Origin of the sequence: Allosphingosinicella sp. (assembly GCF_036402135.1) — a bacterium.
Taxonomy (GTDB): domain Bacteria; phylum Pseudomonadota; class Alphaproteobacteria; order Sphingomonadales; family Sphingomonadaceae; genus Allosphingosinicella.
Genome location: NZ_DASWTN010000043.1, coordinates 14,965 through 39,808, shown reverse-complemented (window position 1 = coordinate 39,808; position 24,844 = coordinate 14,965). Strand labels below are relative to the sequence as shown.

Sequence of the window (24,844 nt, the reverse complement as noted above, 5' to 3'; positions counted from 1 at the left end):
AATTCTCCGCCGATGCAGGTGGGGATCAGGCGCAATCTGCTGAGGCCGCGCAGCGAGGGACGCCACGAGCGGGTCGGCTTCATCGAGCTCTTCTTCGACCTCGTCTTCGTGTTCGCCGTGACGCAGGTCAGCCACGCGCTGATCGAGCATCCGGATCCGGTCGGTTTCCTTCAGGCGGGAATGCTGTTCGTCGCGCTTTGGTGGGTGTGGGTGGATACGGCCTGGGTCACCAATTGGCTCGACGTGCGGCACATGCCGGTGCGGCTGCTGCTGATCGTGCTGATGGCGACCGGAATGCTGATGGCGATCAGCCTACCCGAGGCGTTTCGCGAACGAGGGCTTGTGTTTGCGATCACCTACGTGGTGACCCAGATCGGCCGAAACCTGTTCATGATCCTCGCGCTCCGGCACCATAATCGCGACAACCACCTGAACTTCATTCGCATCTTCCTCTGGAGCCTCGCCGAAGCGCCCTTCTGGATTGCCGGCGCGCTGGTGGAGGATGCGGGGCAGCGGATGGCGCTCTGGGCGATCGGTCTCGCCATCGTTTCGACGGGTCCGATCGCTGCCTTTTGGGTGCCGGGACTGGGCCGGAGCGACACCGCGACCTGGGACGTGGAAGGTCATCATTTTTCGGAACGCTGCGGCCTCTTCATCATTATCGCGCTCGGCGAATCGATCCTGATCACCGGCGCCACATTTGCGGAGACCGAATGGGCGCTGCCGGTCGTCGTCGCCTTCGCCGCCGCTTTCGTCGGCACCGTCGCGATGTGGTGGCTCTATTTCGATACTGGCGCCACGCGCGCCGCACGGCTGCTGGCGCAGGACAAGGATCCAGGGCGGATGGCGCGGCTCGCCTACACCTATTTCCACATTCCCATCGTGGCGGGGATCATCGTCACCGCTGCGTCGGACGAGATGGCGCTTGCCCATCCCACCGGCCATGCGGGCGCCGCGGAGGTTGCCGCCCTGATCGGCGGCCCGGCGCTGTATCTGTTCGGCAACCTCATCTTCAAACGGACCAGCGGGTCCGAATATTTCCCGCTGTCGCACATCGTCGGGCTCTGCCTGCTCGGCGCAATGGTGCTTCCGGCCACCCGACTTAGCCCTGCCGTCATATCGCTCGCAGTGACGGCGATTCTCGTGATCGTGGCGGTTTGGGAACTCATCTCGCTCCGGGAGACGCGGGCGGAGCTGCAGTCGGAATGAGGAACGGCGCGGCCTAGCATCGGTTTTGGACCGAGGAGGCGACGATGGCCGATCTTACCAAGGCACGCGAAAAGATGGTCGAGCGGCAGATTGCCGCGCGGGGCATCAGCGACCGTTCGCTGCTGGAGGCGATGCGGAGCGTTCCGCGTGAGGCGTTCGTGCCGGAGCATCTCATCGAATTCGCCTACGAGGATTCGCCGCTGCCGATCGAATCCGACCAGACGATCTCGCAGCCCTATATCGTCGCTTTGATGATCGAGGCTGCGGAGATCGGGAAGGGCGACAAGGTGCTCGAGATCGGTGCCGGCTCTGGCTACGCGGCGGCGGTGATGGGACGGGTCGCGGGCGAGGTGCTGGCGATCGAGCGGCATCATGAGCTGGCCGAGCTTGCCGGAAAGCGGCTGGAGCGGCTCGGCTATACCAATGTCGACGTTCTAGAGGGCGACGGCACCGAAGGGTTGCCGGAGGAGGCGCCGTTCGATGCTATCCTCGCCGCCGCCAGCGGAAGCCATGTGCCGGAGGCGCTGCTGCACCAGCTCAGCATCGGTGGCAGGCTCGTCATGCCGGTCGGCGAGCCGCAGCAGGTGCAGAGCCTCGTCAAGGTCACGCGCGTCGGCGAGAATGAGTATGAGCAGGAGGATCTGGGGCCGGTCCGCTTCGTGCCTTTGGTTGGCAAGCATGCCTGGGACGAGCAGGGCGCGCCGTCCAAATCTCGTTCGCTGCCGGAGCTGATCCGGGACGCCGCGGAGCCGCTCCCGGACCTTGACGATCCCGCCTTCGGCGCGATGTTCGACCGCTATGCGGACGCTAAGGTGGTCCTGCTCGGCGAGGCGAGCCACGGCACGTCGGAATTCTATCGCGCCCGCGCCGCCATCACGCAGCGGCTGATCGAGGAGCATGGCTTCACGATAGTGGCGGTTGAAGCGGACTGGCCCGACGCGGCGACCATCGACCGCTATGTACGGCACCGGCCGCCGCGCGACGGCGAGGAGGCCGCCTTCACCCGCTTTCCGACCTGGATGTGGCGCAACACCGACGTGCAAGCCTTCATCCGCTGGATGCGGAGCCGGAACGCCGTGGTGGGGCCGGAGCGTATGGCGGGCTTCTACGGCCTCGATCTTTACAATCTCGGCAGCTCGATCCGGGCGGTGATCGACTATCTGGAAGAGCGCGACCCCGACGCTGCCGCGATCGCGCGCGAGCGCTACGGCTGCCTCCGGCCCTATGCGAAGAACCCCCAAAGCTACGGCCGGATGGCGATTACGCGCGGCTTTGCCGAATGCGCGCAGCCGGTGGCGCAGATGCTCCGCGAGCTGATGCAGAAGCGCTGGGAGCTGGTCGCCGAGGATGGAGACGAATGGCTCGACGCCGCCGCCAATGCGCGGCTCGTGAAGAATGCCGAGGAATATTACCGCGTCATGTATCACGGCGCGGCGGAGAGCTGGAATCTTCGTGACACGCACATGTTCCAGACGCTCTGCCAGCTGCTGGAGGCGAAAGGGCCGGACGCGAAGGCGGTCGTCTGGGCGCATAACAGCCATATCGGCGACGCAAGCCATACGGAGATGGGACAGGTGCGCGAGGAGCTGAATATCGGCCAACTTTGCCGAGAGAAGTTCGGCGACAAGGCGGCTTTGATCGGTTTCGGCACCCATACAGGCACGGTCGCCGCGGCAACCGATTGGGACGGCCCGATGGAGGTGAAGGATGTCCGCCCGTCGATGAAGGGCAGTTATGAGGAGGCGTCGCATCAGGCAGGTGTGGAACGCTACCTGCTCGATCTTCGGGGCGCCAAGACCGAGCTACGCACCGCCCTCGAAGAGCCGCGCCTAGAACGCTTCATCGGCGTCATCTATCGCCCGGAGACGGAACGCTGGAGCCACTATGCGCAGGCGGTGCTGCCGGGTCAGTTCGACGCCTGGGTGTGGTTCGAGGAGACAAGCGCGGTGACGCCGCTGCCCGGCGCCATCCAGGCAGGCGAGGACGAGATGTATCCGTTCGGGCTTTGATGTGAATGGGAAGATAGGTGACCAGATGTTATCTGTTCTCGCTTACAGCTCTAGGTCCGCAGGAGACATCGAATGCGTCGCTGTTCCTTGGTAACTTTATCAGCACTCTCCGTGTCCTCGCCCGCGTGCGCGGAGGTCGCCGATAAGGAGCCCGCGCTAGGATCGATGTGGGGATTGGCAGTGGCACTCATTGCGGTTGCCCTGGTGCTGGAAGCGCTGCGTCCGCGACTAGGCCTGCTTGTTGTTCCATTTGGACTCTTCGTTGCTTGGGGAACCCATGCGGAGTTGTCAGATCCTTATGTTGGCCCCGCCATTTTGCGTGAACTGGGAAAGAGGTATGTCTGGAGCAGCTACGCTAGTGTGGCTGCCGGACTTCTCGGGCCGATCTTGGTAGTTGTGCTGGCGCACCTGAAACGGCAACGCCAGCAACCTTAAATAGGATCGGTGAAAGCAGACGTTGACCGCGGAATCTTTGAGAGCTTTAGAACTCGACATAACGCCGTGATGCCATCGCACCTTTAATGCGTTGCCGGTGTTCCGCGGACCTTCTGGAACAGTTTGATCAGCAGAATCACTGCGCCTCCAATCACTAGACCGACCACGGCGGAGCCGAGCGCATTGACGATCCATGTGACGGCACCCTCGGCGGCGGGGACGGCGTGGCCCGCCACTTCAGCCCAATGGTGGAGCGTGTGGGGGATGGTTTCCCAGTGGAATTCTTCCAGGCCGTGGACGACGATGCCGCCGCCGACCCAGAGCATGGCGGCGGTGCCGATAATGCCGAGCGCGCGCATCAGCACTGGCATGCCGAGGACGAGGCCGCGGCCGAGCGCGCGGGTGCCGCCGAAGCGGCGCTGGGCGAGGTGGAGTCCGATATCGTCCATCTTCACGATGAGGCCGACGACGCCGTAGACGGCGACGGTGATGCCGATGCCGACGACGGCAAGGATCAGGCCTTGGGTGAGAAGCGGTTCTTCCGCCACGTCGGCGAGCGCGATGGCCATGATCTCGGCGGAGAGGATGAAGTCGGTGCGGATCGCGCCCGACACCTTTTCGGCCTCCATCTCACCCGGGCCGGCATCGACCGGCACGTCGGCGACATGGGCGTCGTGGCCGATCACCGCCTCCATGATCTTTTCGGTCGCTTCGTAGCAGAGATAGGCGCCGCCCAGCATCAGCAGCGGCGTGATCGCCCAAGGCGCGAAGGCAGAGAGCAGGAGTGCGGCGGGAAGGAGGAAGATCAGCTTGTTCTTCAGCGAGCCCTTGGCGATCTTGGCAATGATCGGCAGCTCGCGGTCTGGGGTGAAGCCGGTGACGTAGCGCGGGGTCACCGCGGCATCGTCCACCACCACGCCGGCCGCTTTCGTGCCGGCCTTGCCGGCGGCGGCGCCGATATCGTCGAGCGACGCGGCGGCGAGCTTGGTGATGCTCGCGACGTCGTCGAGAAGGGCTACCAGTCCTGACGGCATTCAGATCCCCTTTTGTGTCGTAAAGCTTTTCATCAGATCACCAGCGCGCGCTGATCCTCGCGGCCCATCGCGAGAAGGAAGGGCGAGGATCCCTGCATCTCCTGGAAGTCTTGCTTCGAACGCAGGCCGCGCCATTCGATGGCGATCAGAGCCTGGGCGACCGCCCCGCCCAACGTGTCGCCGGGGCCAAGCAGGATGATCCGGTCGGGGGCATATTCCTTCACGGCCACCTGGACGGCGTGGGTGAAATCATAAGGTTCGAGGATCTGAGTCCCAAAGGTGTAGCTGCGGAGTGCCTCAGCGTTGCTTGCGAACGGGCGCCAGATCTGGCCCCGGCCGTCGATCATCGGCACTTTGGGCGCATGAAGCCATTCGGCGGGAAGCTGGAAGGCGCGTTCGGAGGAGCCCTGCATCAGCGGCGTGTGGAACGGGCCGTGATTTACGAGACGCAAGGGCTCACGGGCAGGGGTGGGCGGCGCTTCTTTGAGGAGGGTTTCAAGGCCGGCTTCGTTGCCGGCAAGGACGAGCATGCCGCCAAGATCGATGGAAAGGTAGAGCGCGTGATCCGTGCGGGAGTTGATGGATTGCACCAGCGCCAGCACCTGCTGGCGCAGGCCTGCTATCTCCCGCCAATCTTCGTCCACGAGGGTGAGCAGGACCTGCCCTCCGGCCTCACCGGCCTGGCTGTTCTCGCCCATCGCATCGACGATGCCGAAGCCATGCTCCGCGCTCACCGCGCCCGCGACGGCAAGCGTGGTGTACCAGCCCATCGAATTGCCGGTGACGGCCGCGATATCGACGCGCGAGCGGTCGATGGCTAGGAAGTCGGCGTAGGAGGCGGTGAAGATGAGGGGCGAGGCGATGTCGCCGCGCGTGTGGAGCGCCGGGCTGAAGCGCTCGGCGCCGTCCAGTTCGGAAATGGTTGGCTGGCCGCGTTCGGCGCGGAGCCGGTCGACGGTGGAGATCAAATCCATCTTGTCGGCGTGCAGACGCTTCAGATAGCCGAGTTCCGCCTTGCCGTAGGTTCCGCGGCCCGGGCAGACGATGACTGCGGAGAGCTTCTCAGCCACGGACCAGCTCCAGCGCCGCTTCGACAATGGAGTCGCGGCTCGGCAGGGTGATGGTCGCAGCGCGGCCCAGGGGGATGAAGCTGTCTTCGGCAGTAATACGGCGGCAGGGGATGTGGGGCGTCCGTTCGGCGAACAGCGCCATCAAAGCCTCGCTCTGCGATCCGGTGCGGCGGCATTCGTCGACGATCAGCACGCGGGCGCAGCCTTTCGTGGCTTCGACGATCGCATCCTCGTTAAGCGGAGCGAGCCAGCGGAGGTCGATGACGCGGAGCTTGAGGCCATGCTGCTCGCGCAATATCTTCTCGGCCTGACGGGAGAGGTAATAGCCGTTGGCGTAGCTGGCGATGGCGAGATCGGTGCCTTCGCCGTGGACGCCGAGCTCGCCCAGCCGGATCGGCTTCGCTTCGCCCGGCGCCGCATAAGGTGCGGTCCAGAGGGCATCGCCTTCCTCGTGTAGGTCGCGTGTCATGTAGAGCGCGATCGGCTCGACGAAGACGATCACCCGCTGTTCCTCGAGCGCGAGGCGGACGCACTCGCGCAGCATTTCGACCGCGTCAGCGCCGTTGCTCGGGCAGGCGAGGATCAGGCCCGGAATGTCGCGGAAGACGGCGAGGCTGTTGTCGTTGTGGAAATGGCCGCCGAAGCCCTTCTGGTAGCCGAGGCCTGCGATGCGGATGATCATCGGATTGGTGTACTGGCCGTCCGAGAAGAAGCTGAGCGTCGCCGCCTCGCCGCGTATCTGGTCTTCGGCATTGTGGACATAGGCGAGGAACTGGATCTCGGTGATGGCGAGCAGGTCGTTATGGGCGGCGCCGATGCCGAGGCCGAGGATGCTCTGTTCGTCGAGAAGGGTGTTGATGACGCGGCAGGAGCCGAAGCGTTCGTGCAGCTTGGCGGTGACATTGTAGACGCCGCCTTTCGGCCCGACATCCTCGCCGGCGACGATGATGTTGCCGTGCGCGAGCATGAGGTCGGCCAGGGCCCAGCTTAGGAGCCGCGCCATATGCTGCGGCTTTTCCATCATGCCGAGGTCGCGGGCGAACAGCGCCTTGCGCTGCTCCGGGCTAGGCGTGTTGGCGCGGGCGATTTCGCGCTTGGGAGGTACGATGCTCTCCATCACCGCCTTGGAAGTGATGAGCTTCGGGCGCCGGATCGCCTCTTCGGCCACGCGGTTCAGCGTCGCCTCCGTCTCGTTGTAGATGGCGAGGATGTCCTTACCCAAGAGGATGTCCTGCTCGACCAGTAGGGAGGCGCTGAAGAGAAGGGGATCGCGCTCCTCGTCCTGCTCGATCAAATGCTTGGGCAGGTAGGTGGCCTGCACGTCGGAGCCGGCATGGCCATAGAGCCGAACGCAATCCATGTGCAGGAAGACGGGCTGGCGCTTGGTGCGGGCGTAATGCGCAGCCTCCGCCGCGCCGCGATAAGCGTCGGCCATGTCGAGGCCGCTGCAGTGGATATATTTGAGCGCCGTCCGGTCCTGGAAGGTCGCTTCGATCCAGCCCTTCGGCGTTCGGGTCGAGATGCCGATGCCATTGTCCTCGCAGATGAAAACGAGCGGCATCGGCGTGCCTTGATAGGCCGCCCAGGCGGCGGTGTTGAACGCGCCCTGCGCGGTCGAATGGTTGGCGGACGCGTCGCCGAAGCTGCACAGGACGACGGAGTCCTGTGCCAAGACGGCATCCTGAAGCTTCAGCATCTTCGCGATGCCGATGCTGAACGCCGCGCCGACGGCCTTGGGGAGGTGGGAGGCGATGGTGCTGGTCTGCGGCGGGATGGCGAGCGCCTTCGAGCCGATCACCTTGTGCCGGCCGCCGGAAATCGGGTCCTCGGCGGAAGCGGCGAAGCTCAGCAGCATGTCCCAGGCCGGCGTCTGGCCGGGCAGCTTCTTCGAGCGGTGAATCTGAAAGGCGTTGGAGCGGTAGTGGAGGAAGGCCATGTCGTCGGCGCGGAAGGCCTCGGCGACGGTGGCGTTGTTCTCGTGGCCGGAACTGCCGATCGTATAAAAGCCCTCGCCCCGCGCCTGAAGCCGGCGCGAGAGCCGGTCCATCTGGCGGCTCATGCACTGGCTGTAGAACAGCTCCACCATCGTCTCGCGGGCGAGGCCCACGTCGGCGGGTTGAACGCGGGCGACGCGGCGCGGAAGGCTTCCCTTACCGACCCTTGCGAGGAACTTTTCGTGGATGATCTCGGCTGCGTCCATGCCGCGCCTCTACCGCCCACATCCGCGCCCGTCGAGAGCGCCGAAGCCTTGACTTGACGTTCGCGTAAACTAGTTGGTTCGGCAACCAAGGAGACGAAGATGACGAAGCAGGAACTGGTGGCGGCGCTCGGCGAAAAGCAGGCTTTCATCCCCGGCAAGCGCGTGAAGCTCGACTTCGGCAGCGAAGGCGCGGTGATGCTCGACGGGCAGGCCAATCAGGTGACCGAGGAAGACGGCGCGGCCGACACCACGATCAAGGTCAGCTGGGAGGATTGGCAGGCGCTTGCGAGCGGGCAGATGGACGGCATGACCGCCTTCATGATGGGCAAGCTGAAGGTTGAGGGCGACATGTCGAACGCCATGCAGCTTCAGGGCGTGCTGTCGAAGCTGAAGAGCTGACCTGCAGAAGTTGAAGGCCCATTCAGGTTTTCTTGACCTGACTCGGCCGCTCCGCCTATCGGCCTTTCGACCAGAGCGGAGCGGTTGATGAAAAAGATCTACCCTAATGCGGAGGCCGCGCTCGACGGGCTCCTGTTCGACGGCATGACGATCTGCGCGGGGGGCTTCGGCCTCTGCGGCATTCCGGAGCGGCTGATCGACGCGATCCAGGCGTCGGGGGTGAAGGACCTTACCATCGCTTCCAATAATGCCGGCATCGACAATGAGGGTCTGGGGAAGCTCCTCCGTTCGCGCCAGGTGAAGAAGATGATCTCCTCCTATGTGGGGGAGAATAAGGAGTTCGAGCGGCAGTTCCTGGCCGGGGAACTCGAGGTCGAATTCTGCCCGCAGGGGACACTCGCCGAACGCTGCCGCGCGGGTGGGGCGGGCATTCCGGGCTTCTACACCAAGACCGGCGTCGGCACCGTCGTCGCCGAGGGCAAGGAGCATAAGGAGTTCGACGGAGAGACCTACATCCTCGAGCGCGGCATCCGCGCGGACCTTTCCATCATCAAGGGCTGGAAGGCGGACGAGGCGGGGAACCTCATTTTCCGCAAGACGGCGCGGAACTTCAACCAGCCGATGGCCACTTCGGGCAAGGTCTGCGTCGCGGAGGTTGAGGAGATCGTTCCGGTGGGGAGCCTCGATGCCGACGCCATCCACCTGCCGAGCATCTATGTGAAGCGCCTGATCCTCGGCGCGCCGTACGACAAGAAGATCGAGTTCCGGATGACACGCCAGCGGGAAACGGCATGATGCGAAAATCGGCCGCTGCGGTTTTGCTGGCGCTGTCGGCCTGCACAACCGCGCCGGCGCCCGTTACGGTGTTGCCCGCGCCTGCCGCTTCGGCTGAGCCGCCGAAGACGATGCAGTGGCTGTACGGTTCGGGCGAGGCGGGCGCGACGTCGATCCAAGCTTATCATGCGATGCGCGATTATGTGCGGCAGTTTGCACTGCGGCGGCCCGCGCAGAGCGTCATTCTTGCCGAAGGTTCGACGTTAGATAGTCCGCGCTTCCAGCAATGCGGAAACAAGCCGCTGGCGGTGGTGCTCGACGTTGACGAGACTGCTTTGCTCAACCTCGGCTATGAATATGACGAGGCCGTGAAGGGCCGCAGCTACAGCCAGGAGATCTGGGACCGCTGGGAGCGAACGGGTGCGGACAATGTCGCGCCGGTGCCGGGCGCGGTGACAGCCCTCCGCGCAATCCGCGAGGCGGGTGTGAAGGTGATCTTCAACACCAACCGCAAGGCCGAGAACGCGACCTTTACGGAGATCGCAATCAATCAGTCCGGCCTTGGGCCGGCGCGGCATCGTGACACCTTGTTCCTGCAGGGCGATGCCGGCAGCGGATCGGCCAAGGACGCGCGCCGAGCGCTGATCGCAGAACGTTATTGCGTGATCGCCATGGCCGGTGACCAACTCGGCGATTTCTCCGACCTGTTCAATGTGAAGACGCTGAGCGTTCCGGATCGCCGCCGCGCAGCGACGAGCGGCAGCTTCGCTTCTCTCTGGGGCAATGGCTGGTTCATGCTCCCCAACCCGGTCTACGGGCCGAGCGTCCGCGGCAGCTATGACGATGTGTTCCCGGCCGACAAGCGCTGGGTCGATCCGGGCACGGGAGGTGCGGATTGAAGGTATCGGAGCATCTCGGCACCATCGACCAGGTTTTCGAGCGGGTCGGCCCATTCGGGCAGGGCCTACTCGAAGCGATGCATGCTGAGATCGACCGTCGCGATCCTGAGGCGGTCGCGGTGCCGAGCCCGAAGGAGAGGCTGATCTGGTGGGGCACCGGCCCCAAGAAGATGAGCGACGGCTATATCTACATGATCGCCTTTACGGCGCATGCCAATCTGGGGTTCTTTCACGGCGCGAACCTGCCCGATCCGGGCGGGCGCCTCGGCGGGCCCGGCAAGATGCTGCGGCACCTAAAGATCAGGACGCTGGACGATCTGAAGGATCCGGCGGTGGCGGCCCTCATCGAGGCGGCCATTGCCGAGCGAAAAGAGAAGCAGAAGGGAAGCTAAGATGGGGTGGGACCGCAACCAGATGGCGGCGCGCGCGGCGAAGGAGCTTCGCGACGGCTCTTCTGTGAACCTAGGCATCGGCATTCCGACGCTCGTCGCGAACAATATCCCCGCGGGCATGGAAGTGACGCTCCAGTCGGAAAACGGGATGCTCGGCATTGGCCCGTTTCCGTACGAGGGCGAGGAGGATCCGGACCTCATCAACGCGGGCAAGCAGACGATCTCGGAGCTTCCCTCGTCGAGCTATTTCTCGTCATCCGACAGCTTCGCGATGATCCGCGGCGGCCATATCGATCTCACCGTGCTCGGCGCCATGGAAGTAAGCCAGGACGGCGACATCGCCAACTGGATGATCCCCGGCAAGATGATCAAGGGCATGGGCGGGGCAATGGACCTCGTCGCCGGCGTCAAGAAGATCATCGTGGTGATGGAGCACACCTCGAAAAACGGCGATCCGAAGTTCATTCCCGAATGCACGCTGCCGCTGACGGGCAAAAATGTGGTCGACATGATTATCACCGATCTATGCGTGTTCCAGCGACCCGACCATGAGAGCCCCTTCAAGCTCATCGAAATGGCGCCGGGCGTGACGGCCGAGGAAGTAGCGGCGAAGACGACGGCGCGCTACGAAGCCTGAGAGGATCAATCGGAAGGGGGACGACATGAAGAAGCTGATCGCCGCAGCAACGGCATTCCTGGCCTTGAGTGGAATGCAGGCCCCGCCCGCGCAACCGGCACCCCTGCAGCTTTGGCGGCTCGATTGCGGCGAATTTCAGATCAATCAATATGGCGCCTTCTTCTCCGACACTTTTCAATATCCCGAAGGGCCCAAGACGATCGTCGGCAGCTGCTACCTCATTCGTAACGGCAGCCGCTATTTCCTTTGGGACACCGGGCTCACGGACCGGCTTGTCGGGCGTAGCTTCACTACCCCGGCGCAGACACTGAAGCTGAAGCGCAGTGTTCTCGACCAGCTGAAGGACATCAACGTCCGTCCGGAGCAGATCGAGATGATCGGCATCAGCCACTGGCATTTCGACCATGTTGGCCAGGCCAAACACTTTCCGAACGCGCAGCTGCTGATCGGCAAGGGCGATGTGGATGCGTTGAAGGCTGATCCACCGGCGGACAAGGACTCGAAAGAGGCGCTCGCGCACTGGCTTGAAGGCAGCGGAAAGCTCGAGGCAACTATCGCCGACAAGGACGTATTCGGCGACGGACGCGTCATGATGCTCACCACACCCGGCCATACGGCGGGGCACAATGCTCTGCTGGTGCGGCTAGCGTCGGGGCCGGTGCTCCTGACCGGAGACCTTTATCACTTCACCGAACAGGTCGCTAACCGCGGCGTCCCGCCCTTCAACCACAATCGGGCGGACACACTGGCATCGATGGATCGGTTCGATCGCATTGCGAAAAACCTGGGCGCCAAGGTGATCATCCAGCATGAGCAGGCCGACATCGCCAAGCTTCCAGCCTTTCCGCAGGCGGCCCAATAAGAGCGATGTACACGCTCATCACCGCCAATCGAAATTATTCGAGCTGGTCGCTCCGTCCATGGCTGCTGATGCGGCAGCTGGATATCCCGTTCGAGGACCGGCTGGTGCCGTTCAGCGGACTTGAGAATTACGAGGCGTTTCGCAGCTTCGCCCCCAGCGGAACGGTGCCGTGCCTGATCGACGGCGATCGAGCGATCTGGGACTCGCTCGGCATCACACTCTACCTTGCCGATCGGCACCAGGGGATTTGGCCGAAGGACGCAGAGGCGAAAGCCTGGGCGCAATGTGTCGTGGCGGAGATGCATAGCGGCTTCAGTGCGCTCCGCAGCCGCTGCCCGATGAACGTCGGCATCCGCGTGCGGCGCGAGGAAGACAGCGACGCCCTTCGCCGTGATGTGGCTCGCATGGACGAGATTCTCGGCGGTGGCCCCGCGCGGTTTGGCGGTCCCTTCCTCGCCGGAAAGGACTTCACCGCTGCAGACGCTTTTTTCGCGCCGGTCGCTTTCCGGATCCGCAGTCACGGTCTCGAAGTTGGAGACGGCGCTGCCGCTTGGGTGGCGCACATGCTTTCACTGCCCACGATGCGCGAATGGGAGGAAGCGGCGCTTGCCGAAACCCACCGTGAAATCGGCCATGAAAATGAAGTGGGCGCGAGCGGCACCATCATCGCCGATTACCGGGCGCCTGCGCCGGCGGCGGCCGAGTGAAGGCGCTGCTCTCCCGCGCGGCGGGCGGCCCTGAGACGCTGGAGCTCGCGGAGCTGCCGGACCCAGTACCGGGGAGGGGACAATTATTGGTGCGGGTGAAGGCCTGCGCGATCAATTATCCCGACGTGCTGATCATCGAGGATAAGTATCAGTTCCGGCCCGAGCGGCCCTTCGCCCCCGGCGGCGAGATTGCCGGCGTGGTGGAAGCATTGGGCGAGGGTGTCGAAGGCTGGAAGGAAGGCGACCGGCTGATCGCGATGCTCGGCCACGGCGGCCTTTCCGAAAAGGTGCTGGTGGACGCGCGCATGGCGCTGCCGCTGCCGCCGGAACGGAGTTTCGAGGAGGGATCGGCGCTGATCCTCACCTATGCCACCTCGATCCACGCGCTTCTGGATCGCGGTAAGTTGAAGGAGGGCGAGACCCTGCTGGTGCTTGGCGCCGCGGGCGGCGTCGGCCTTGCAGCAGTGGAACTCGGCAAGGCGTTCGGCGCGCGTGTGGTGGCGGCGGTGTCCTCGGAGGAAAAGGCGGAGGCGGCACGAGCGGCGGGTGCGGAGGAAGCGATCGTCTACCCCCGCGGCCCGTTCGACAAGGACCAGTCGAAGGCGCTCGCCCAGCAATTCAAGGATGCGGTGGGGCCGAACGGCGCCGACGTGATCTACGACCCCGTCGGTGGCGATTATGCGGAGCCCGCGCTCCGCTCGATTGCCTGGGAAGGCCGCTACCTCGTCGTTGGCTTTCCAGCAGGCATTCCGAAGCTGCCGCTCAACCTGACCCTCCTCAAGAGCTGCGACGTCTGCGGCGTCTTCTGGGGCGCCTTCGCGGCACGCGACCCGAAAGCCAATGCCGCGCACATCCAGACTTTGTTCCGCCTCTGGCAGGAGGGAAAGATCGCGCCCAAGGTCAGCCGCACCTGGCCGCTCGCGGACGGCGGCGAAGCCATCGCCTATATGGCCGCCCGCAAGGCGGTGGGTAAGCTCGTCGTTATGGTCGAGTGACTGGCTGGCCGAAAAGCAAGATCGGTCAGGCTGCACCTCCCGTGCCCGATTAAAGAAGCCTCCGCCAAGGAGGTTATTTGGTGAAGCAGCCATGACGCAGCATTACTGGACGCGAATGAAGCGGGTGCTGGATCATATAGACGGGCATCTCGACGAGGATTTGAGCGTCGAGCGGCTCGCCCAAGTGGCAGCTTTCTCCAAATATCATTTCCACCGGCAGTTTTCGGAATTGTTCGGGATCAGCGTCGCACGTTACGTTCAGCTCGTCCGGATGAAGCGCGCCTCTTACCGTCTGGCGTTTCGAGGAGCCAGCGTGATGGAGGTGGCGCTGAACAGCGGCTATGAGGGTCCGGAAGCCTTTGCTCGGGCCTTCAAGCAGTGGCTGGAACAGACGCCCAACGATTTTCGGAAACAGCCGAACTGGACTCCTTGGCTCCAGGCCCTCGGGCCGATCACTCAGGCAAGGAGCCAAGCTATGGCGAATGATTTCATCGACGGCGATGTACGCATTGTCGATTTCTCCGATACCCCCGTCGCTCTTCTAGAGCATCGCGGAGACCCATCCCGCATCGGCGACAGCGTGCGACGCTTCATAAGCTGGCGAAGGTCGGCGGGGCTGCCACCGCGTAGCAGCGCCACCTACAATATCTTCCATTCCGATCCGGCGAGCACTGCGGCCGAGGATTATCGGATGGATATCTGTGCAGCCACGAATGGATCAATCGAGCCAAATGAAGTTGGCGTTGTCGAAGGGCTGATACCCGGCGGTCGCTGTGCGGTGCTGCGCCTCACCGGCGCAAGTGACGATCTTGGGGCAGGCTTCACCTTTCTTTATGCCGACTGGCTGCCAAGAAGCGGCGAAGAACTCCGCGACTTTCCGCCTTTTGCTCAGCGGGTGAAGTTTTTTCCGGAGGTGCCGGAGAACGAGACGGTGACAGACCTCTTCCTGCCCCTGCGATAATCATGGAAAGGCGGCTGGCCAAGGCGGGCCGCCTTTCTATCAAGATTCAGTTCGTCGCTCACCCGCCCGCGTTGCGCGCTGCCGCCCTTGCGCTTATCTGGACACGCAACAGCCAAGGGAAGACCATGACCACCTTCGACGACCGCGAACGCGCATTTGAGAATATGTATGCACGCGATCAGGAGCTGCAGTTCAAGATCCTTGCGCGCCGCAATCGGCTGCTGGGGCAGTGGGCGGCAAACCTGATGGGTTTGACCGAGGTTGAGGCGGATGCCTATGCGAAGGATGTGGTTCGCGCCGATTTCGAGGAAGCGGGCGACGAGGATGTGATCCGGAAGGTGCTTGGCGACCTTACCAGTGCCGGCGTCGAATGCGACGAGGCGCGCATCCGCGAGGCTCTGGAGCACAAGTCGGTTGAAGCGCGGCGCCAGTTCATCTCGGAGATGAAGTAAGCATCATGCCGATGGCGGCCGAAGAGATCGAGGCGCTGATCCGGGAAGGCATTCCCGATGCCCGTGTCGAGATCACCGATCTTGCGGGCGACGGCGATCATTATTCAGCGCGGGTTATAGCGGAAAGCTTCAGAGGTCTGCCGCGCGTCAAGCAACATCAGCGCGTCTATGAGGCGCTGGGCGGAAGGATGGGCGGCGTGCTCCACGCGCTGCAGCTCACCACAGCCACACCGGATTGAGGAGTAGAAAAGTGTCCGATACCAACGCCCGCATCACCGAGATCGTCAACGCGAACGACGTGACCCTGTTTATGAAGGGCACGGCGCTGTTCCCCCAATGCGGCTTTTCGTCCCGCGCGATCGCGATCCTCGATCATCTAGGCGTCGCCTATGAGACGGTGGACGTGCTCCAGGATCCGGAAATCCGCCAAGGGATAAAGGAATTTTCCGACTGGCCGACCATCCCTCAGCTTTATGTGAAGGGGGAGTTCGTCGGCGGCTCCGACATCATGATGGAGATGTACGAAGCCGGCGAGCTCCAGCAGTTCCTCGAGCAAAAGCAGGTCGCCAAGGTCAGCTGATCGCCAGCAGCGCAAAATAAGAGGGGCGGGCGCGCGACCGGAAAAGCGCTTGCCCGCCCCTGCTTCGTTGGAACGTTGGGACATCATCCTAGAATACATGCCGCGTGCCAATTTCGGCGTGCCGCAGAAATCCGCGCATCTTCACGGTTAACGCCAATCTGCGTCCGCTGGTCGCTGTAAAAGCGTCCGACACCCCCGAGTTGATAGACATTCATCAACCGTTCAGGCTATTGACTACAGATGTAGTCGCGATGATTACGGATGTAGTCGGGAGAGTCGGGTGAGCGAGCGGATATCGGAAGCCGAGCAGGCGGTGATGGAGGTGCTCTGGCAGAACGCCCCACTGACTGCTGCCGATGTGGCCGAGCGGGTCGATACTCGCCGCGGCTGGAGCGTCAGAACCGTCAAGACGCTGCTGTCCCGTCTCCTTGCCAAGGGCGTGTTGGCCCATGAGGAGGATGGCCGCCGCTACCTCTACCGTCCCACGATACGCCGCGAAGACTATGTCACGCAGGAATCCGGCAAGCTCATTGACCGGATGTTCGGCGGCCGAGTGACGCCGCTGGTCGCTCATCTGGCGAAGCAGGACCGGCTCAGCGCTGAGGACATCGCCGAGATCGAAGCCCTTTTGAAGGCGCTGAAGTCGTGATCGGCTGGCTGGTTCAGACGCTCGTCGCGGTCACCCTGCTCATGGTCGTGGTGCTGATGCTTCGGCGCCCCGTTGCCAATTATTTCGGGGCGGGATGGGCATATGCGCTCTGGATCCTGCCCGCGCTGAGGCTGGTCCTTCCGCCGATGCCATTCTTCGAAATTGAAATGCCTTCCGTGCTTCCCTCTGCCTATGCCTTCATCCCAGCGGCGGCAGAGGGAGCGGCCGCGCCGATGTCGCTTCCGAGCGGCAGCCCGGAGCAGCAAATGCCTCTATACCTCGCAATCTGGTCCGGGGGCGCGGCCGTTTTCCTCATCTGGCAATGGGCGTCCTACAGGATGTTCCTGCGCCGGATCGAGGCGAGCGCAACAGCGGCGGAACCGCCCGTCTTTGGCGGTATCGGAACGATCGCGAGCCATGCGGTGCAAGGCCCGCTGGCGCTCGGTCTTCTGAAACGGCGCATCGTTCTTCCTGCCGATTTTATCGAACGCTATACTCCTACGGAACAGCGGCTCGCACTGGAGCATGAGCTAACCCACCACCTCAGGGGGGATATGTGGTGGAACATGGCTGCGCTCCTGATGCTGGCGTTCAACTGGTTCAATCCAGTGGCATGGTTTGCCTTCCGCGCCTTTCGGGCGGACCAAGAGCTCTCCTGTGACGCCGCCGTTACCGCCGATGCCAGTGCAAACGAAAAGCACGATTATGGCTGTGCGCTCGTGAAGGCGGCGAGCCACCCCGGCCTGATCACCGTGTGCCCCCTGAACCACGCCGATCAATTGAAACGGAGATTGAAGATGATCAAGAACCACCGCAGCAGCCTGCTGCGCAGCATTGGCGGGACCGCCGTGCTTGCCGCGCTCTTGCCTGCCGGCCTCGTCCTCAGCAGCCCAAGCTTCGCCCAGGAGGCGAAGGAGAAGGTCGGTGACGTCGTGATACTCGCCGGTCCGGACGACGAATTGAAGGACGGCAAGATGCATACCCGCGTGTTCACGGGCGATCCTGCCACCATGCCGGCTCTGAGTGCGCGGCCGTTCACTCGGGCGATCCGTCCTGGCCAGGATATTCAGCGCGCCGAGCGGCCGATGACCTGTGATGTTTCGCAAACGTTCGAGGCCGATATCGGCGAAGCTGGCGAGAACGACAGGCTGAAGTTCTTCATCTGCAACGAAGGCACCACCAATGCCGATATGGTTGCGACGCTTGAGAAGGCTCTCGCCCGTATCGATCAGGAGAGCCCCATGCCTGCTGCTCATAGGGAGCGCACAGTGGCAGCCATCAAGGCTGAGATCGCACGCCGGAAGGCAGCGTCCTAAGCTGAACCGGCTCTAAGACGATGTTCAGGCGGAGGCGCTTCAAAAGGCGCCTCCGCCTTTTATTTTGGCTCTGCCGGTGCCACATGCCCCGGCATGGAAGAGTGGCCTACCGGCAAGGTTGAGCGGCTGAGCCCGCTGGTCCGGCGGCTGCTCGCCCCCAACCCGTCGCCGTTCACCTACACCGGCACGCAGACTTACGTCCTCGGCAGCGGCGAGGTGGCGGTGATCGATCCGGGGCCGGACCTGCCTCAACATATCGAGGTGCTTCTTGACGTGCTTGGCGACGAGAAGGTGGCGGCGATCGTCTGCACGCATACGCACCGCGACCACAGCCCTGCCAGCCGTGCGCTTCAGGCGGCAACCGGCGCACCGATCGTTGGTTGCGCGCCGCTGACGCTTGAGGATGACGGGCCGCGGGCGGATGCTGCTTTCGACCCGGACTACCGTCCGGACCGAGTGCTTGAAGACGGCGAGACGATCGCGGGCGAGGGCTGGACCTTGGAAGCGGTAGCGACGCCGGGCCACACGTCCAATCATCTCTGTTTTTCGCTGCTTGAGGAGCGGGCGCTGTTCAGCGGCGACCATGTGATGGGCTGGTCAACCACCGTCGTGTCGCCGCCCGATGGTGACATGGCGCTCTACATGCAGAGTCTTGAGCGGCTGCTCGCGCGCGACGACGTGATCTACTATCCGGCGCACGGACCCTCCATCGAGAAGCCGCAGCGGCTGGTGCGGGGCCTGATCGGCCATCGCAAGCAGCGGGAGGGGCAGATATTGCGGCACCTGAAGCGCGGCCAAGGACGTATCCCGGCAATGGTGACGGACATGTATAAGGGCATCGATCCGCGCCTTCATCCGGCGGCTGGCCGCTCCGTGCTTGCGCATCTTATCGACCTCGAGGCGCGCGGGGTTGTTCGTCGCGTGGATGAGGAATGGAGCCTTGCCGCATGAGGAGCCGTGCCAAGATCGCTCTCGCACTTGCCGTCGGGCTGCTGCTCGGAGCGGCGCTGATCGGCCTTATCCGCATGGGCAACATGCTTCGCGGTCCCGACCCGGAGACGATCGCCGCCGCAAGCCTTCAGTCAGTGCGGGAGCAGGCGCGCCTAACGCCGTTCGCGGCCCGCTTCGTTGCCGTCGTCACGTCGCGGCAGACGCGGTTCGGTCTCAGCGCGGAAAAGACGCTGATCATGCCGGGCATGGTCCGCTACGAACTCGATCTGGCAAAGCTGCAGCAGCGGGATATCGCTTGGAACGAGGCGACCAAGACCCTGTCTATCTCCTTGCCACCACTTGAAATTTCCGGCCCCGAGGTCGATCTTAGGGAGATAAGAGAATATGATGGCGGCGGGGTTCTGATCGCCCTTACCGACGCGGAAAACCGGCTCGACGCCGCCAACCGGGAGCGGGGGCGGCAGGAGCTGATCCAACAGGCGCGGCAGCCGCTGCCTATGCGGCTTGCGCGGGACGCGGCGCGGCGCGCTGTGGCGCGAAGCTTCGCGATGCCGCTGCGGGCTGCGGGGATCGAAGCCAATGTGGAGGTGCGATTTGCCGGCGAGAGCGGCAATGACGCTTCCTATCTCGACCGGTCGCGCCGGATCGAGGATGTGTTAAAGGAACGGCAGGCGCAGTAGCCGCCGGAAGTTGGGGAAAGCATGAACGCACCGAACAGAAGCCTTCGCGGCCTCGACCTCCGCGCCGAAATCGAGCGGCTGCGGAAGGAGCGGAACGCCGTAATTCTCGCGCATTATTACCAAGCGCCGGAATTGCAGGACATCGCCGATTTCGTCGGCGACAGCCTCGACCTCAGTCGCAAGGCCGAGGCGACGGACGCGGATGTGATCGCATTTTGCGGCGTCCGTTTCATGGCGGAGACGGCGAAGATCCTCTCGCCTGAGAAGATCGTGGTGCTGCCCGACATGGACGCGGGCTGCAGCCTTGAGGATTCCTGCCCGCCGGACCAGTTCAAGGCGTTCCGGGAGAAGCATCCCGATCACATTGCGCTCACCTACATCAACTGTTCGGCGGCGGTGAAGGCGCTGTCAGACGTCATCGTCACCTCGTCATCCGCGGAAACGATCCTCAGCCAAATTCCGAAGGACCAGAAGATCATCTTCGGCCCCGACAAGCATTTGGGCGGCTATCTGGCGCGGAAGACCGGGCGCGACATGCTGCTGTGGCCGGGCGTCTGCATCGTCCACGAAGCGTTTTCGGAAACGGAGCTTCTGAAGCTGAAGGCGCAGCATCCGGACGCGCCGGTGCTCGCGCATCCGGAATGTCCGCCGCACATCATCGACCATGCCGATCATGTCGGCTCGACCTCTTCGATCCTGGATTATGCGCTGCGCTCACCCGCCGAGACCCTGATCGTGGCGACTGAGCCGCGCATCATCCATCAGATGGAATTGAAGGCGCCGCACAAGCGCTTCATCGGTGCACCGGGCGCGGACGGGAACTGCAACTGCAACATGTGTCCGTACATGGCCCTCAACACGATGGAGAAGCTCTACGTCGCGCTCCGCGATCTTGAGCCGCGCGTCGAGTTGGACGAGGACCTCCGCCTCGCCGCCAAGAAGTCGCTCGATCGCATGCTTGACATGGCGGGGAGGACGGTCGGCAAAGATGACGTGGGAAAGCCGATCCTCGCCGGGGACTAAGCGCCGGTTCATGGTAGTGACGGCAGGCGCTTTGACCGTTAAGTCATAGTGCCAGACCAGAAAATTCGGAGAGATCGCCTTGCTGCGCCACATTCTTCCTGCCGCTGCTCTGCTGCTCATCGCTGCCGCCCCAGCTTCCGACGATCCCTATCTGTGGCTTGAAGAGGTGGAGGGTGAGCGGGCCCTGAATCGGGTGAAGGAGTGGAACAAGGAAACGGAGGACCTCCTCACCGCCTATCCGCGCTATGAGGAATATCGCGTCCGGGCCCTTTCCATTCTCGATGACGAGCAGCAGATCGCGGCGCCGGAAGCGGTGATGGGCGACTATGTCACCAACCTGTGGCGCGACGCCAAGAACCCGCGCGGCATCTGGCGGATTTCGCCGATCGAGGCCTATGCCGCCGGCAAGCCGCAATGGCGGACGCTGATCGACGTCGACGCGCTGGGCAAGCAGGAGGGCAAGAGCTGGGTCTGGCACGGCGCCGACTGCCTTGCGCCCGACTATCGCCGCTGCCTCGTCTCATTGAGCCCCGGCGGCACCGATGCCGACGTAGTGCGCGAGTTCGATCTTCAGACCGGCAGGTTCGTCGAAGGCGGCTTCACTGTTCCCGAGGCCAAGAGCAATATCGCCTGGTTTGACCAGGATAATCTGCTGGTCGGCACCGATTTCGGCGCCGACAGCCTTACCGCCTCCGGTTACCCGAGGATCGTCAAGCTGTGGAAGCGCGGCACGCCGCTCACACAGGCGAAGACGGTCTTCACCGGCGAGAAGGGCGATACCTGGGCGGCGCCGTTCGCGGCGCTCGACGGCGACACGCGCTGGACCTTCATTAGGCGCGCCAAGACTTTCTGGACGAGCGATCTGTCCATCCTCACGCCTGCCGGAACACTGGTGAAGACGCCGCTGCCCGACACGGCGGAATATCAGGACGTGATCGCCGGGCGTCTTATCGCGAAGCTGAATGCGCCGCTCGGCAGCTTTCCCGCCGGTGCGCTCATCTCCTATGGGCTGAACGATCTGGCCGCCGGCCGCGACGTGCCTCCGCGCCTGGTAATGGCGCCGAGCAGGGCGCAGGCGATCGAGGAGGTCGCCGCATCCGACAGCATCCTTTGGGTGAAGGCGCTGGACGACGTGTCCGGCAAGCTCTTCGCCCTGTCGCCGCAGGACGGCGGCGACTGGACCTCCCAAGCCATGCCGCTGGCTTCTAACAGCACGATCAAGCTGCTGGGAACGTCGGGCAAGCGCGACATGGCCCTTGCGACTGTCGAGGGCATGCTGACGCCGCCGTCGCTCTATGCGGTGAGACCGAATGCCGCACCGGCGCTCGTTCAAAGCCTGCCGGCCAAGTTCGATGCGAATGCCTTCCAGGTCGAGCAGCGCTTTGCCACGTCGAAGGACGGGACGCGCATCCCGTACTTCCTTGTGCGGAAGAAAGGCGTGGACGGGCCGATGCCGGCGCTCATCCATGCTTATGGCGGATTTCGTAATGCACAGACGCCAGGTTATCTGACGGGGCAGCCTTACCGCGCCGGTCCGCTCGGGCTCTTCTGGGCAGAGCAGGGCAATGCCTACGTTCTCGCCAATATTCGCGGCGGCGGCGAATATGGCCCGGCATGGCATGAATCCGTGCTTCGCGAGAACCGGCAGAAGAGCTTCGACGATCTCCACGCGGTCGCCGAGGATCTGATCCGCACAGGCGTGTCGCAAAAGGGCCGGATCGGCATTTCGGGCCGTTCGAACGGCGGCGTGCTGACCGGCGCGGCGGTGAACCAGCGGCCGGACCTCTACAATGCCGCGATCATCGGATCGCCCCTGTTCGACATGAAGCGCTATTCGAAGCTTCTCGCCGGCGCCTCGTGGATCGACGAATATGGCGATCCGGATAAGCCCGAGGACTGGGCGTTCATGTCCAAATATTCGCCCTACCAGAACCTCAGGAAGGGCGTGAAATATCCGGCGGTGCTCTTCTACAGCTCCACCAAGGACGACCGCGTCCACCCGGGGCATGCGCGGAAGGCGGCAGCGCGGCTGGAGGAATATGGCAACCGCTTCTACTTCCACGAATATCTGGAGGGGGGCCATTCGGTCGGCGCCGATAATGCCGAAGATGCGAAACGCGCGGCCTTGCTGCTCGCTTACCTCAACCGGGAACTGGTGGAGAGGCGCTAGCTCCGGCTGACCACCTCGCCCTCGACGACCATCGTCTCCGGATGATTTTTGTCGAGGTACCGCTTCACGATACGGAGGTTCCGCGTGTTGGAGCGGAAGGCGAAGTCGAACAGGTCGCCGACGAGGGGTATCGCCCCTAATGCGGTGTCGACGCCGACATTGCCGGCCATACGCATCAGCTGGAATTTCGACATGCCGAGGTTTCGTGCCTCCCAGACGAGCCATGCACCCATCGAGGCGGTAACGACGTCGCCGAGCACCGGCACGAGGCCAACGATGCTGTCCAACCCTATGGGGCGATTGATGCCGGGGAGGACGAACATCCGCTCAAGCACTCCCTCTACGGCCTCCAGCCGTTTCCGCACCGAGGCGGGGTCGCGGCCCACTGGAAGCTGGTTGGCAAGGCGTTCGAACTGTTCTTGCGGCGTCGGCATCGGCCCCTCCTTGAATGGAAGCTAGGAAGCTCAACGCTCTTCCGCAATGAGCCCTTCCAAGCTGTGCCGGCCGAACATGTTTGTGCGAAAGCCGGTGAGACGCGGCGCCACCAGCGACCAGCGCACCGGCGCCGCCAGCGGAATGAAGGCTATTTTATCAGTCAGAATGCGGTCCGCATTGGCGAGCAGCGCCTGACGGTTGGCGGCAGTCGGGGCGATGCGGGCTGCGGCCATGATCTCGTCCGCGGCCGGATCGCAGATCGCGCTGGCCTCGCAGGTGAACTGCCGAAGGTACCAGCTGGCTAGCTCCACCGGCGCGACGCTGTCGATGAGGCGGAGATCGGCCGAGCGGTCCGTCGGCCGCACCGCCTGCGCATCGACGCCAATGGCGCGCCAGTCGCGGCGGAGATGAGCGAAAGTGAGCTGGTAACCAGGACCTTCGGGGATCGCGACGCGGAGGGTCACCGGCGTGCCTTCCGCAGCTTCGGCAATGGCGGCCGCGGCCTGCGACCGGCGCGTCGGCAGCGGCACCTGCGTCCATGCCGCAATGGCAGGCTGAGGAAGCTCGTCTATGCCAGCGGGAAGCAGAGTCTCGCGCGGCTGGAGATCGGGGACGCCGAGAGCCGCCACCAAGGCGGGGCGGTCGATCGCCATGGCGAGCGCGCGCCGCACTTCTATGTCGCCGAGGATGCCGCTATTCTTGCCGAAGCTGAGGCCGAAGAGCCCCGCGACGGGATCGAACTGCAGTCTGTCGCCTGGTTCCGCCACACGCGCGATCGGCAGGTCTCCGACGGTGCCGCCGGTTACGAGGTCGGCTTTGCCGTCCATGAAACGGGCAATGGCGAGCGCAGCGCGTTCGCCGCGAAGATGCACCGACGGCGCCTGCAGGTCCTCTTCGGCAGGCGTATCTTCCTCGGCCTCTTCTTCAGTCGGGAGGTGGAGGGCGATCACACCTCCCTCCCTGGCGGCATGAAAGGGGCCGGTGCCGCTGCCGTTCCGGATGATCGCCAGTTCCGGCTGGGCCAGAAGCTGAAGGAAATTAGGACGCGGACTCTTAAGGCTGATTTCAAGCACCTCTTCGGTCATCGGCATGATCTCGTCGATGGCGCCGAGGAGCGGCTTCAGAGGATTGCGGCTGGCGGCGCTTGCCGCGGCGCGCAGCCGCCCCACCACCTGATCGGCAGTCACCCTGCTGCCGTCGGGCCAGGTCGTGCGGCGGATCCGGAAGGTGTAGCGGAGGCCGTCGTTCGACACGATCCAGCTTTGCGCCAGAGCCGGTTCGAGTTGGCCCGCGGCATCGAACTTGAGAAGCCCCTGTGCCGTCGACTGGATAAGCAGCTTCGAAGCCGCGTCGAGCGGCACGAGGTTGGGATTGTGAAGGCGCGGCTCGGCACCGATCGCGCTGACGGCGACGGGGCCGGAGCGCTGCTCCTCGCATCCGCAAAGCAGCAGCGCGCCTGCCAGTGCCGCCGTCAGCCACCCGCCTCGAATCGTCATTTGAAAGCGATAACGCAGCGGCAGAGAGAGCGCCAATCAGGCGCTGGTGCGGACGGCGGGACTCGAACCCGCACGCCCTTGCGGGCAGAAGATTTTAAGTCTCCAGCGTCTACCATTCCGCCACGTCCGCACGTGAAGCGGGGTGGCCGCCTAAGCGGCGCGCGTCAACCGTCCTCAGACGTTGAGGCGCTCGCGCATTTCCTTGCCGGGCTTGAAATAAGGGACGCGCTTCGCTTCCACGTCGACGGACTCGCCCGTGCGGGGGTTGCGGCCCTTGCGGCTGTCGCGCTCGCGGGTGGAAAAGGCGCCGAAGCCGCGCAGCTCGACGCGGCCGGCTTTCTGAAGCTGGCCGGTGACGGAGTCGAAGAAAGAGCTGACCACGCGCTCGATCTCACGCGCAGTAAGATCCGGGTGGTCCTCGCAAAGCTTCTGGACGAGTTCTGATCTGATCAAAGTAACCCCACCCTTGGCTAAAAGTCGGTCAAGCCTGACCAGGAAAAGCCGCTCCC

27 protein-coding genes and 1 tRNA gene are annotated in these 24,844 nt (G+C 63.8%); 21 read left to right on the top strand and 7 right to left on the bottom strand.

What is annotated here, in order from left to right; genetic code table 11:
* Positions 1 to 18 precede the first annotated feature (18 nt).
* The 3 genes from VGD10_RS12380 (at position 19) to VGD10_RS12370 (ending at position 3,653) form a co-directional block, all read left to right on the top strand.
* The gene (locus tag VGD10_RS12380; protein WP_331041126.1) at positions 19 to 1,209 is read left to right on the top strand and encodes a low temperature requirement protein A; all 1,191 of its coding nucleotides are present in this window, start codon (positions 19 to 21) and stop codon (positions 1,207 to 1,209) included.
* A 44-nt stretch (positions 1,210 to 1,253) separates the two neighbouring features.
* Positions 1,254 to 3,218 (top strand): protein-L-isoaspartate(D-aspartate) O-methyltransferase, encoded by a 1,965-nt coding sequence (locus tag VGD10_RS12375; RefSeq protein ID WP_331041125.1) that lies wholly within the window; start codon positions 1,254 to 1,256, stop codon positions 3,216 to 3,218.
* A 180-nt stretch (positions 3,219 to 3,398) separates the two neighbouring features.
* On the top strand, positions 3,399 to 3,653 hold the full coding sequence (locus VGD10_RS12370; protein ID WP_331041124.1) for a hypothetical protein: 255 nt from the start codon (positions 3,399 to 3,401) through the stop codon (positions 3,651 to 3,653).
* Positions 3,654 to 3,736: 83 nt separating this feature from the next.
* On the opposite strand, the gene VGD10_RS12365 is transcribed toward VGD10_RS12370, so the two are convergent.
* Genes VGD10_RS12365 through VGD10_RS12355 form a run of 3 tightly spaced genes read right to left on the bottom strand, consistent with a single transcriptional unit; the run spans position 3,737 to position 7,957 of the window.
* Positions 3,737 to 4,687 carry a DUF808 domain-containing protein gene (locus tag VGD10_RS12365; protein WP_331041123.1) on the bottom strand — a complete coding sequence of 317 codons (951 nt, stop codon included), beginning with the start codon at positions 4,685 to 4,687 and terminating at the stop codon, positions 3,737 to 3,739.
* A gap of 32 nt (positions 4,688 to 4,719) precedes the next feature.
* Entirely contained in the window at positions 4,720 to 5,757 is a 1,038-nt protein-coding gene (locus VGD10_RS12360; RefSeq protein WP_331041122.1) for an ACP S-malonyltransferase, read from the bottom strand.
* Entirely contained in the window at positions 5,750 to 7,957 is a 2,208-nt protein-coding gene (locus tag VGD10_RS12355; protein WP_331041121.1) for a thiamine pyrophosphate-dependent enzyme, read from the bottom strand. Before VGD10_RS12355 ends, VGD10_RS12360 begins: the two co-directional genes overlap by 8 nt.
* A gap of 99 nt (positions 7,958 to 8,056) precedes the next feature.
* Between VGD10_RS12355 and VGD10_RS12350 the strand changes: the two genes are divergently transcribed.
* The 18 genes from VGD10_RS12350 to VGD10_RS12265 all read left to right on the top strand — a co-directional run bounded on the left by VGD10_RS12350 (position 8,057) and on the right by VGD10_RS12265 (position 22,404).
* On the top strand, positions 8,057 to 8,356 hold the full coding sequence (locus VGD10_RS12350; protein WP_331041120.1) for an SCP2 sterol-binding domain-containing protein: 300 nt from the start codon (positions 8,057 to 8,059) through the stop codon (positions 8,354 to 8,356).
* Between the two features lie 87 nt (positions 8,357 to 8,443).
* On the top strand, positions 8,444 to 9,151 hold the full coding sequence (locus VGD10_RS12345) for a CoA transferase subunit A (RefSeq protein ID WP_331041119.1): 708 nt from the start codon (positions 8,444 to 8,446) through the stop codon (positions 9,149 to 9,151).
* The gene (locus tag VGD10_RS12340; protein WP_331041118.1) at positions 9,148 to 10,029 is read left to right on the top strand and encodes a 5'-nucleotidase, lipoprotein e(P4) family; all 882 of its coding nucleotides are present in this window, start codon (positions 9,148 to 9,150) and stop codon (positions 10,027 to 10,029) included. The genes VGD10_RS12345 and VGD10_RS12340 overlap by 4 nt, the downstream gene beginning before the upstream one ends.
* Positions 10,026 to 10,421, top strand: a complete 396-nt coding sequence (locus VGD10_RS12335) for a DUF1801 domain-containing protein (protein WP_331041117.1) — start codon at positions 10,026 to 10,028, stop codon at positions 10,419 to 10,421. The genes VGD10_RS12340 and VGD10_RS12335 overlap by 4 nt, the downstream gene beginning before the upstream one ends.
* A gap of 1 nt (position 10,422) precedes the next feature.
* Entirely contained in the window at positions 10,423 to 11,058 is a 636-nt protein-coding gene (locus VGD10_RS12330; protein WP_331041116.1) for a 3-oxoacid CoA-transferase subunit B, read from the top strand.
* Positions 11,059 to 11,083: 25 nt separating this feature from the next.
* Positions 11,084 to 11,920: an N-acyl homoserine lactonase family protein gene (locus VGD10_RS12325; protein ID WP_331041115.1), complete on the top strand. Its 837-nt coding sequence runs from the start codon at positions 11,084 to 11,086 to the stop codon at positions 11,918 to 11,920.
* Between the two features lie 5 nt (positions 11,921 to 11,925).
* Positions 11,926 to 12,627 (top strand): glutathione S-transferase family protein, encoded by a 702-nt coding sequence (locus VGD10_RS12320; protein WP_331041114.1) that lies wholly within the window; start codon positions 11,926 to 11,928, stop codon positions 12,625 to 12,627.
* Positions 12,624 to 13,622 (top strand): NADPH:quinone oxidoreductase family protein, encoded by a 999-nt coding sequence (locus VGD10_RS12315; protein WP_331041113.1) that lies wholly within the window; start codon positions 12,624 to 12,626, stop codon positions 13,620 to 13,622. The genes VGD10_RS12320 and VGD10_RS12315 overlap by 4 nt, the downstream gene beginning before the upstream one ends.
* 91 nt (positions 13,623 to 13,713) lie before the next feature.
* Positions 13,714 to 14,583, top strand: coding sequence for an AraC family transcriptional regulator (locus VGD10_RS12310; RefSeq protein WP_331041112.1), 870 nt, complete (start codon positions 13,714 to 13,716; stop codon positions 14,581 to 14,583).
* A 125-nt stretch (positions 14,584 to 14,708) separates the two neighbouring features.
* Complete coding sequence (locus VGD10_RS12305) at positions 14,709 to 15,035, top strand: DUF1476 domain-containing protein (protein ID WP_331041111.1); 327 nt, start codon at positions 14,709 to 14,711, stop codon at positions 15,033 to 15,035.
* A 5-nt stretch (positions 15,036 to 15,040) separates the two neighbouring features.
* The gene (locus VGD10_RS12300; protein WP_331041110.1) at positions 15,041 to 15,274 is read left to right on the top strand and encodes a BolA family transcriptional regulator; all 234 of its coding nucleotides are present in this window, start codon (positions 15,041 to 15,043) and stop codon (positions 15,272 to 15,274) included.
* Between the two features lie 11 nt (positions 15,275 to 15,285).
* Positions 15,286 to 15,615, top strand: coding sequence for a Grx4 family monothiol glutaredoxin (grxD, locus tag VGD10_RS12295; RefSeq protein WP_331041109.1), 330 nt, complete (start codon positions 15,286 to 15,288; stop codon positions 15,613 to 15,615).
* 280 nt (positions 15,616 to 15,895) lie between these two features.
* Complete coding sequence (locus VGD10_RS12290; protein WP_331041108.1) at positions 15,896 to 16,264, top strand: BlaI/MecI/CopY family transcriptional regulator; 369 nt, start codon at positions 15,896 to 15,898, stop codon at positions 16,262 to 16,264.
* The gene (locus VGD10_RS12285) at positions 16,261 to 17,580 is read left to right on the top strand and encodes a M56 family metallopeptidase (protein WP_331041107.1); all 1,320 of its coding nucleotides are present in this window, start codon (positions 16,261 to 16,263) and stop codon (positions 17,578 to 17,580) included. The genes VGD10_RS12290 and VGD10_RS12285 overlap by 4 nt, the downstream gene beginning before the upstream one ends.
* A gap of 93 nt (positions 17,581 to 17,673) precedes the next feature.
* On the top strand, positions 17,674 to 18,531 hold the full coding sequence (locus VGD10_RS12280) for an MBL fold metallo-hydrolase (RefSeq protein WP_331041106.1): 858 nt from the start codon (positions 17,674 to 17,676) through the stop codon (positions 18,529 to 18,531).
* A complete protein-coding gene (locus tag VGD10_RS12275) occupies positions 18,528 to 19,211 on the top strand; it encodes a DUF4230 domain-containing protein (protein WP_331041105.1) in 684 nt (227 codons plus the stop codon). The genes VGD10_RS12280 and VGD10_RS12275 overlap by 4 nt, the downstream gene beginning before the upstream one ends.
* A gap of 21 nt (positions 19,212 to 19,232) precedes the next feature.
* The gene (gene nadA, locus VGD10_RS12270) at positions 19,233 to 20,234 is read left to right on the top strand and encodes a quinolinate synthase NadA (protein ID WP_331041104.1); all 1,002 of its coding nucleotides are present in this window, start codon (positions 19,233 to 19,235) and stop codon (positions 20,232 to 20,234) included.
* A gap of 82 nt (positions 20,235 to 20,316) precedes the next feature.
* Complete coding sequence (locus tag VGD10_RS12265; RefSeq protein ID WP_331041153.1) at positions 20,317 to 22,404, top strand: prolyl oligopeptidase family serine peptidase; 2,088 nt, start codon at positions 20,317 to 20,319, stop codon at positions 22,402 to 22,404.
* Here the strand turns inward: VGD10_RS12265 and VGD10_RS12260 are convergent.
* The 4 genes from VGD10_RS12260 to VGD10_RS12245 form a co-directional block, all read right to left on the bottom strand.
* Positions 22,401 to 22,838, bottom strand: coding sequence for a DUF4112 domain-containing protein (locus tag VGD10_RS12260; RefSeq protein ID WP_331041103.1), 438 nt, complete (start codon positions 22,836 to 22,838; stop codon positions 22,401 to 22,403). The two genes, VGD10_RS12265 and VGD10_RS12260, sit on opposite strands and share 4 nt — an antisense overlap.
* A 30-nt stretch (positions 22,839 to 22,868) precedes the next feature.
* Entirely contained in the window at positions 22,869 to 24,335 is a 1,467-nt protein-coding gene (locus VGD10_RS12255; protein ID WP_331041102.1) for an ABC transporter substrate-binding protein, read from the bottom strand.
* A gap of 44 nt (positions 24,336 to 24,379) precedes the next feature.
* Positions 24,380 to 24,465 (bottom strand) — tRNA-Leu (locus tag VGD10_RS12250).
* A gap of 44 nt (positions 24,466 to 24,509) precedes the next feature.
* The gene (locus VGD10_RS12245; RefSeq protein WP_331041101.1) at positions 24,510 to 24,788 is read right to left on the bottom strand and encodes an integration host factor subunit beta; all 279 of its coding nucleotides are present in this window, start codon (positions 24,786 to 24,788) and stop codon (positions 24,510 to 24,512) included.
* Positions 24,789 to 24,844 lie beyond the last annotated feature (56 nt).

What these genes read in the sequence shown, in the direction of transcription:
- VGD10_RS12275 (WP_331041105.1), top strand. Translation starts at nt 18,528, where the DNA reads ATGAGGAGCCGTGCCAAGATCGCTCTCGCACTTGCCGTCGGGCTGCTG.
- VGD10_RS12320 (WP_331041114.1), top strand. Translation starts at nt 11,926, where the DNA reads ATGTACACGCTCATCACCGCCAATCGAAATTATTCGAGCTGGTCGCTC.
- VGD10_RS12345 (WP_331041119.1), top strand. Translation starts at nt 8,444, where the DNA reads ATGAAAAAGATCTACCCTAATGCGGAGGCCGCGCTCGACGGGCTCCTG.
- VGD10_RS12330 (WP_331041116.1), top strand. Translation starts at nt 10,423, where the DNA reads ATGGGGTGGGACCGCAACCAGATGGCGGCGCGCGCGGCGAAGGAGCTT.
- VGD10_RS12325 (WP_331041115.1), top strand. Translation starts at nt 11,084, where the DNA reads ATGAAGAAGCTGATCGCCGCAGCAACGGCATTCCTGGCCTTGAGTGGA.
- VGD10_RS12375 (WP_331041125.1), top strand. Translation starts at nt 1,254, where the DNA reads ATGGCCGATCTTACCAAGGCACGCGAAAAGATGGTCGAGCGGCAGATT.
- VGD10_RS12255 (WP_331041102.1), bottom strand. Translation starts at nt 24,335, where the DNA reads ATGACGATTCGAGGCGGGTGGCTGACGGCGGCACTGGCAGGCGCGCTG.
- VGD10_RS12300 (WP_331041110.1), top strand. Translation starts at nt 15,041, where the DNA reads ATGCCGATGGCGGCCGAAGAGATCGAGGCGCTGATCCGGGAAGGCATT.
- VGD10_RS12365 (WP_331041123.1), bottom strand. Translation starts at nt 4,687, where the DNA reads ATGCCGTCAGGACTGGTAGCCCTTCTCGACGACGTCGCGAGCATCACC.
- VGD10_RS12310 (WP_331041112.1), top strand. Translation starts at nt 13,714, where the DNA reads ATGACGCAGCATTACTGGACGCGAATGAAGCGGGTGCTGGATCATATA.
- VGD10_RS12260 (WP_331041103.1), bottom strand. Translation starts at nt 22,838, where the DNA reads ATGCCGACGCCGCAAGAACAGTTCGAACGCCTTGCCAACCAGCTTCCA.
- VGD10_RS12350 (WP_331041120.1), top strand. Translation starts at nt 8,057, where the DNA reads ATGACGAAGCAGGAACTGGTGGCGGCGCTCGGCGAAAAGCAGGCTTTC.
- nadA (WP_331041104.1), top strand. Translation starts at nt 19,233, where the DNA reads ATGAACGCACCGAACAGAAGCCTTCGCGGCCTCGACCTCCGCGCCGAA.
- VGD10_RS12355 (WP_331041121.1), bottom strand. Translation starts at nt 7,957, where the DNA reads ATGGACGCAGCCGAGATCATCCACGAAAAGTTCCTCGCAAGGGTCGGT.
- VGD10_RS12280 (WP_331041106.1), top strand. Translation starts at nt 17,674, where the DNA reads ATGGAAGAGTGGCCTACCGGCAAGGTTGAGCGGCTGAGCCCGCTGGTC.
- VGD10_RS12340 (WP_331041118.1), top strand. Translation starts at nt 9,148, where the DNA reads ATGATGCGAAAATCGGCCGCTGCGGTTTTGCTGGCGCTGTCGGCCTGC.
- VGD10_RS12305 (WP_331041111.1), top strand. Translation starts at nt 14,709, where the DNA reads ATGACCACCTTCGACGACCGCGAACGCGCATTTGAGAATATGTATGCA.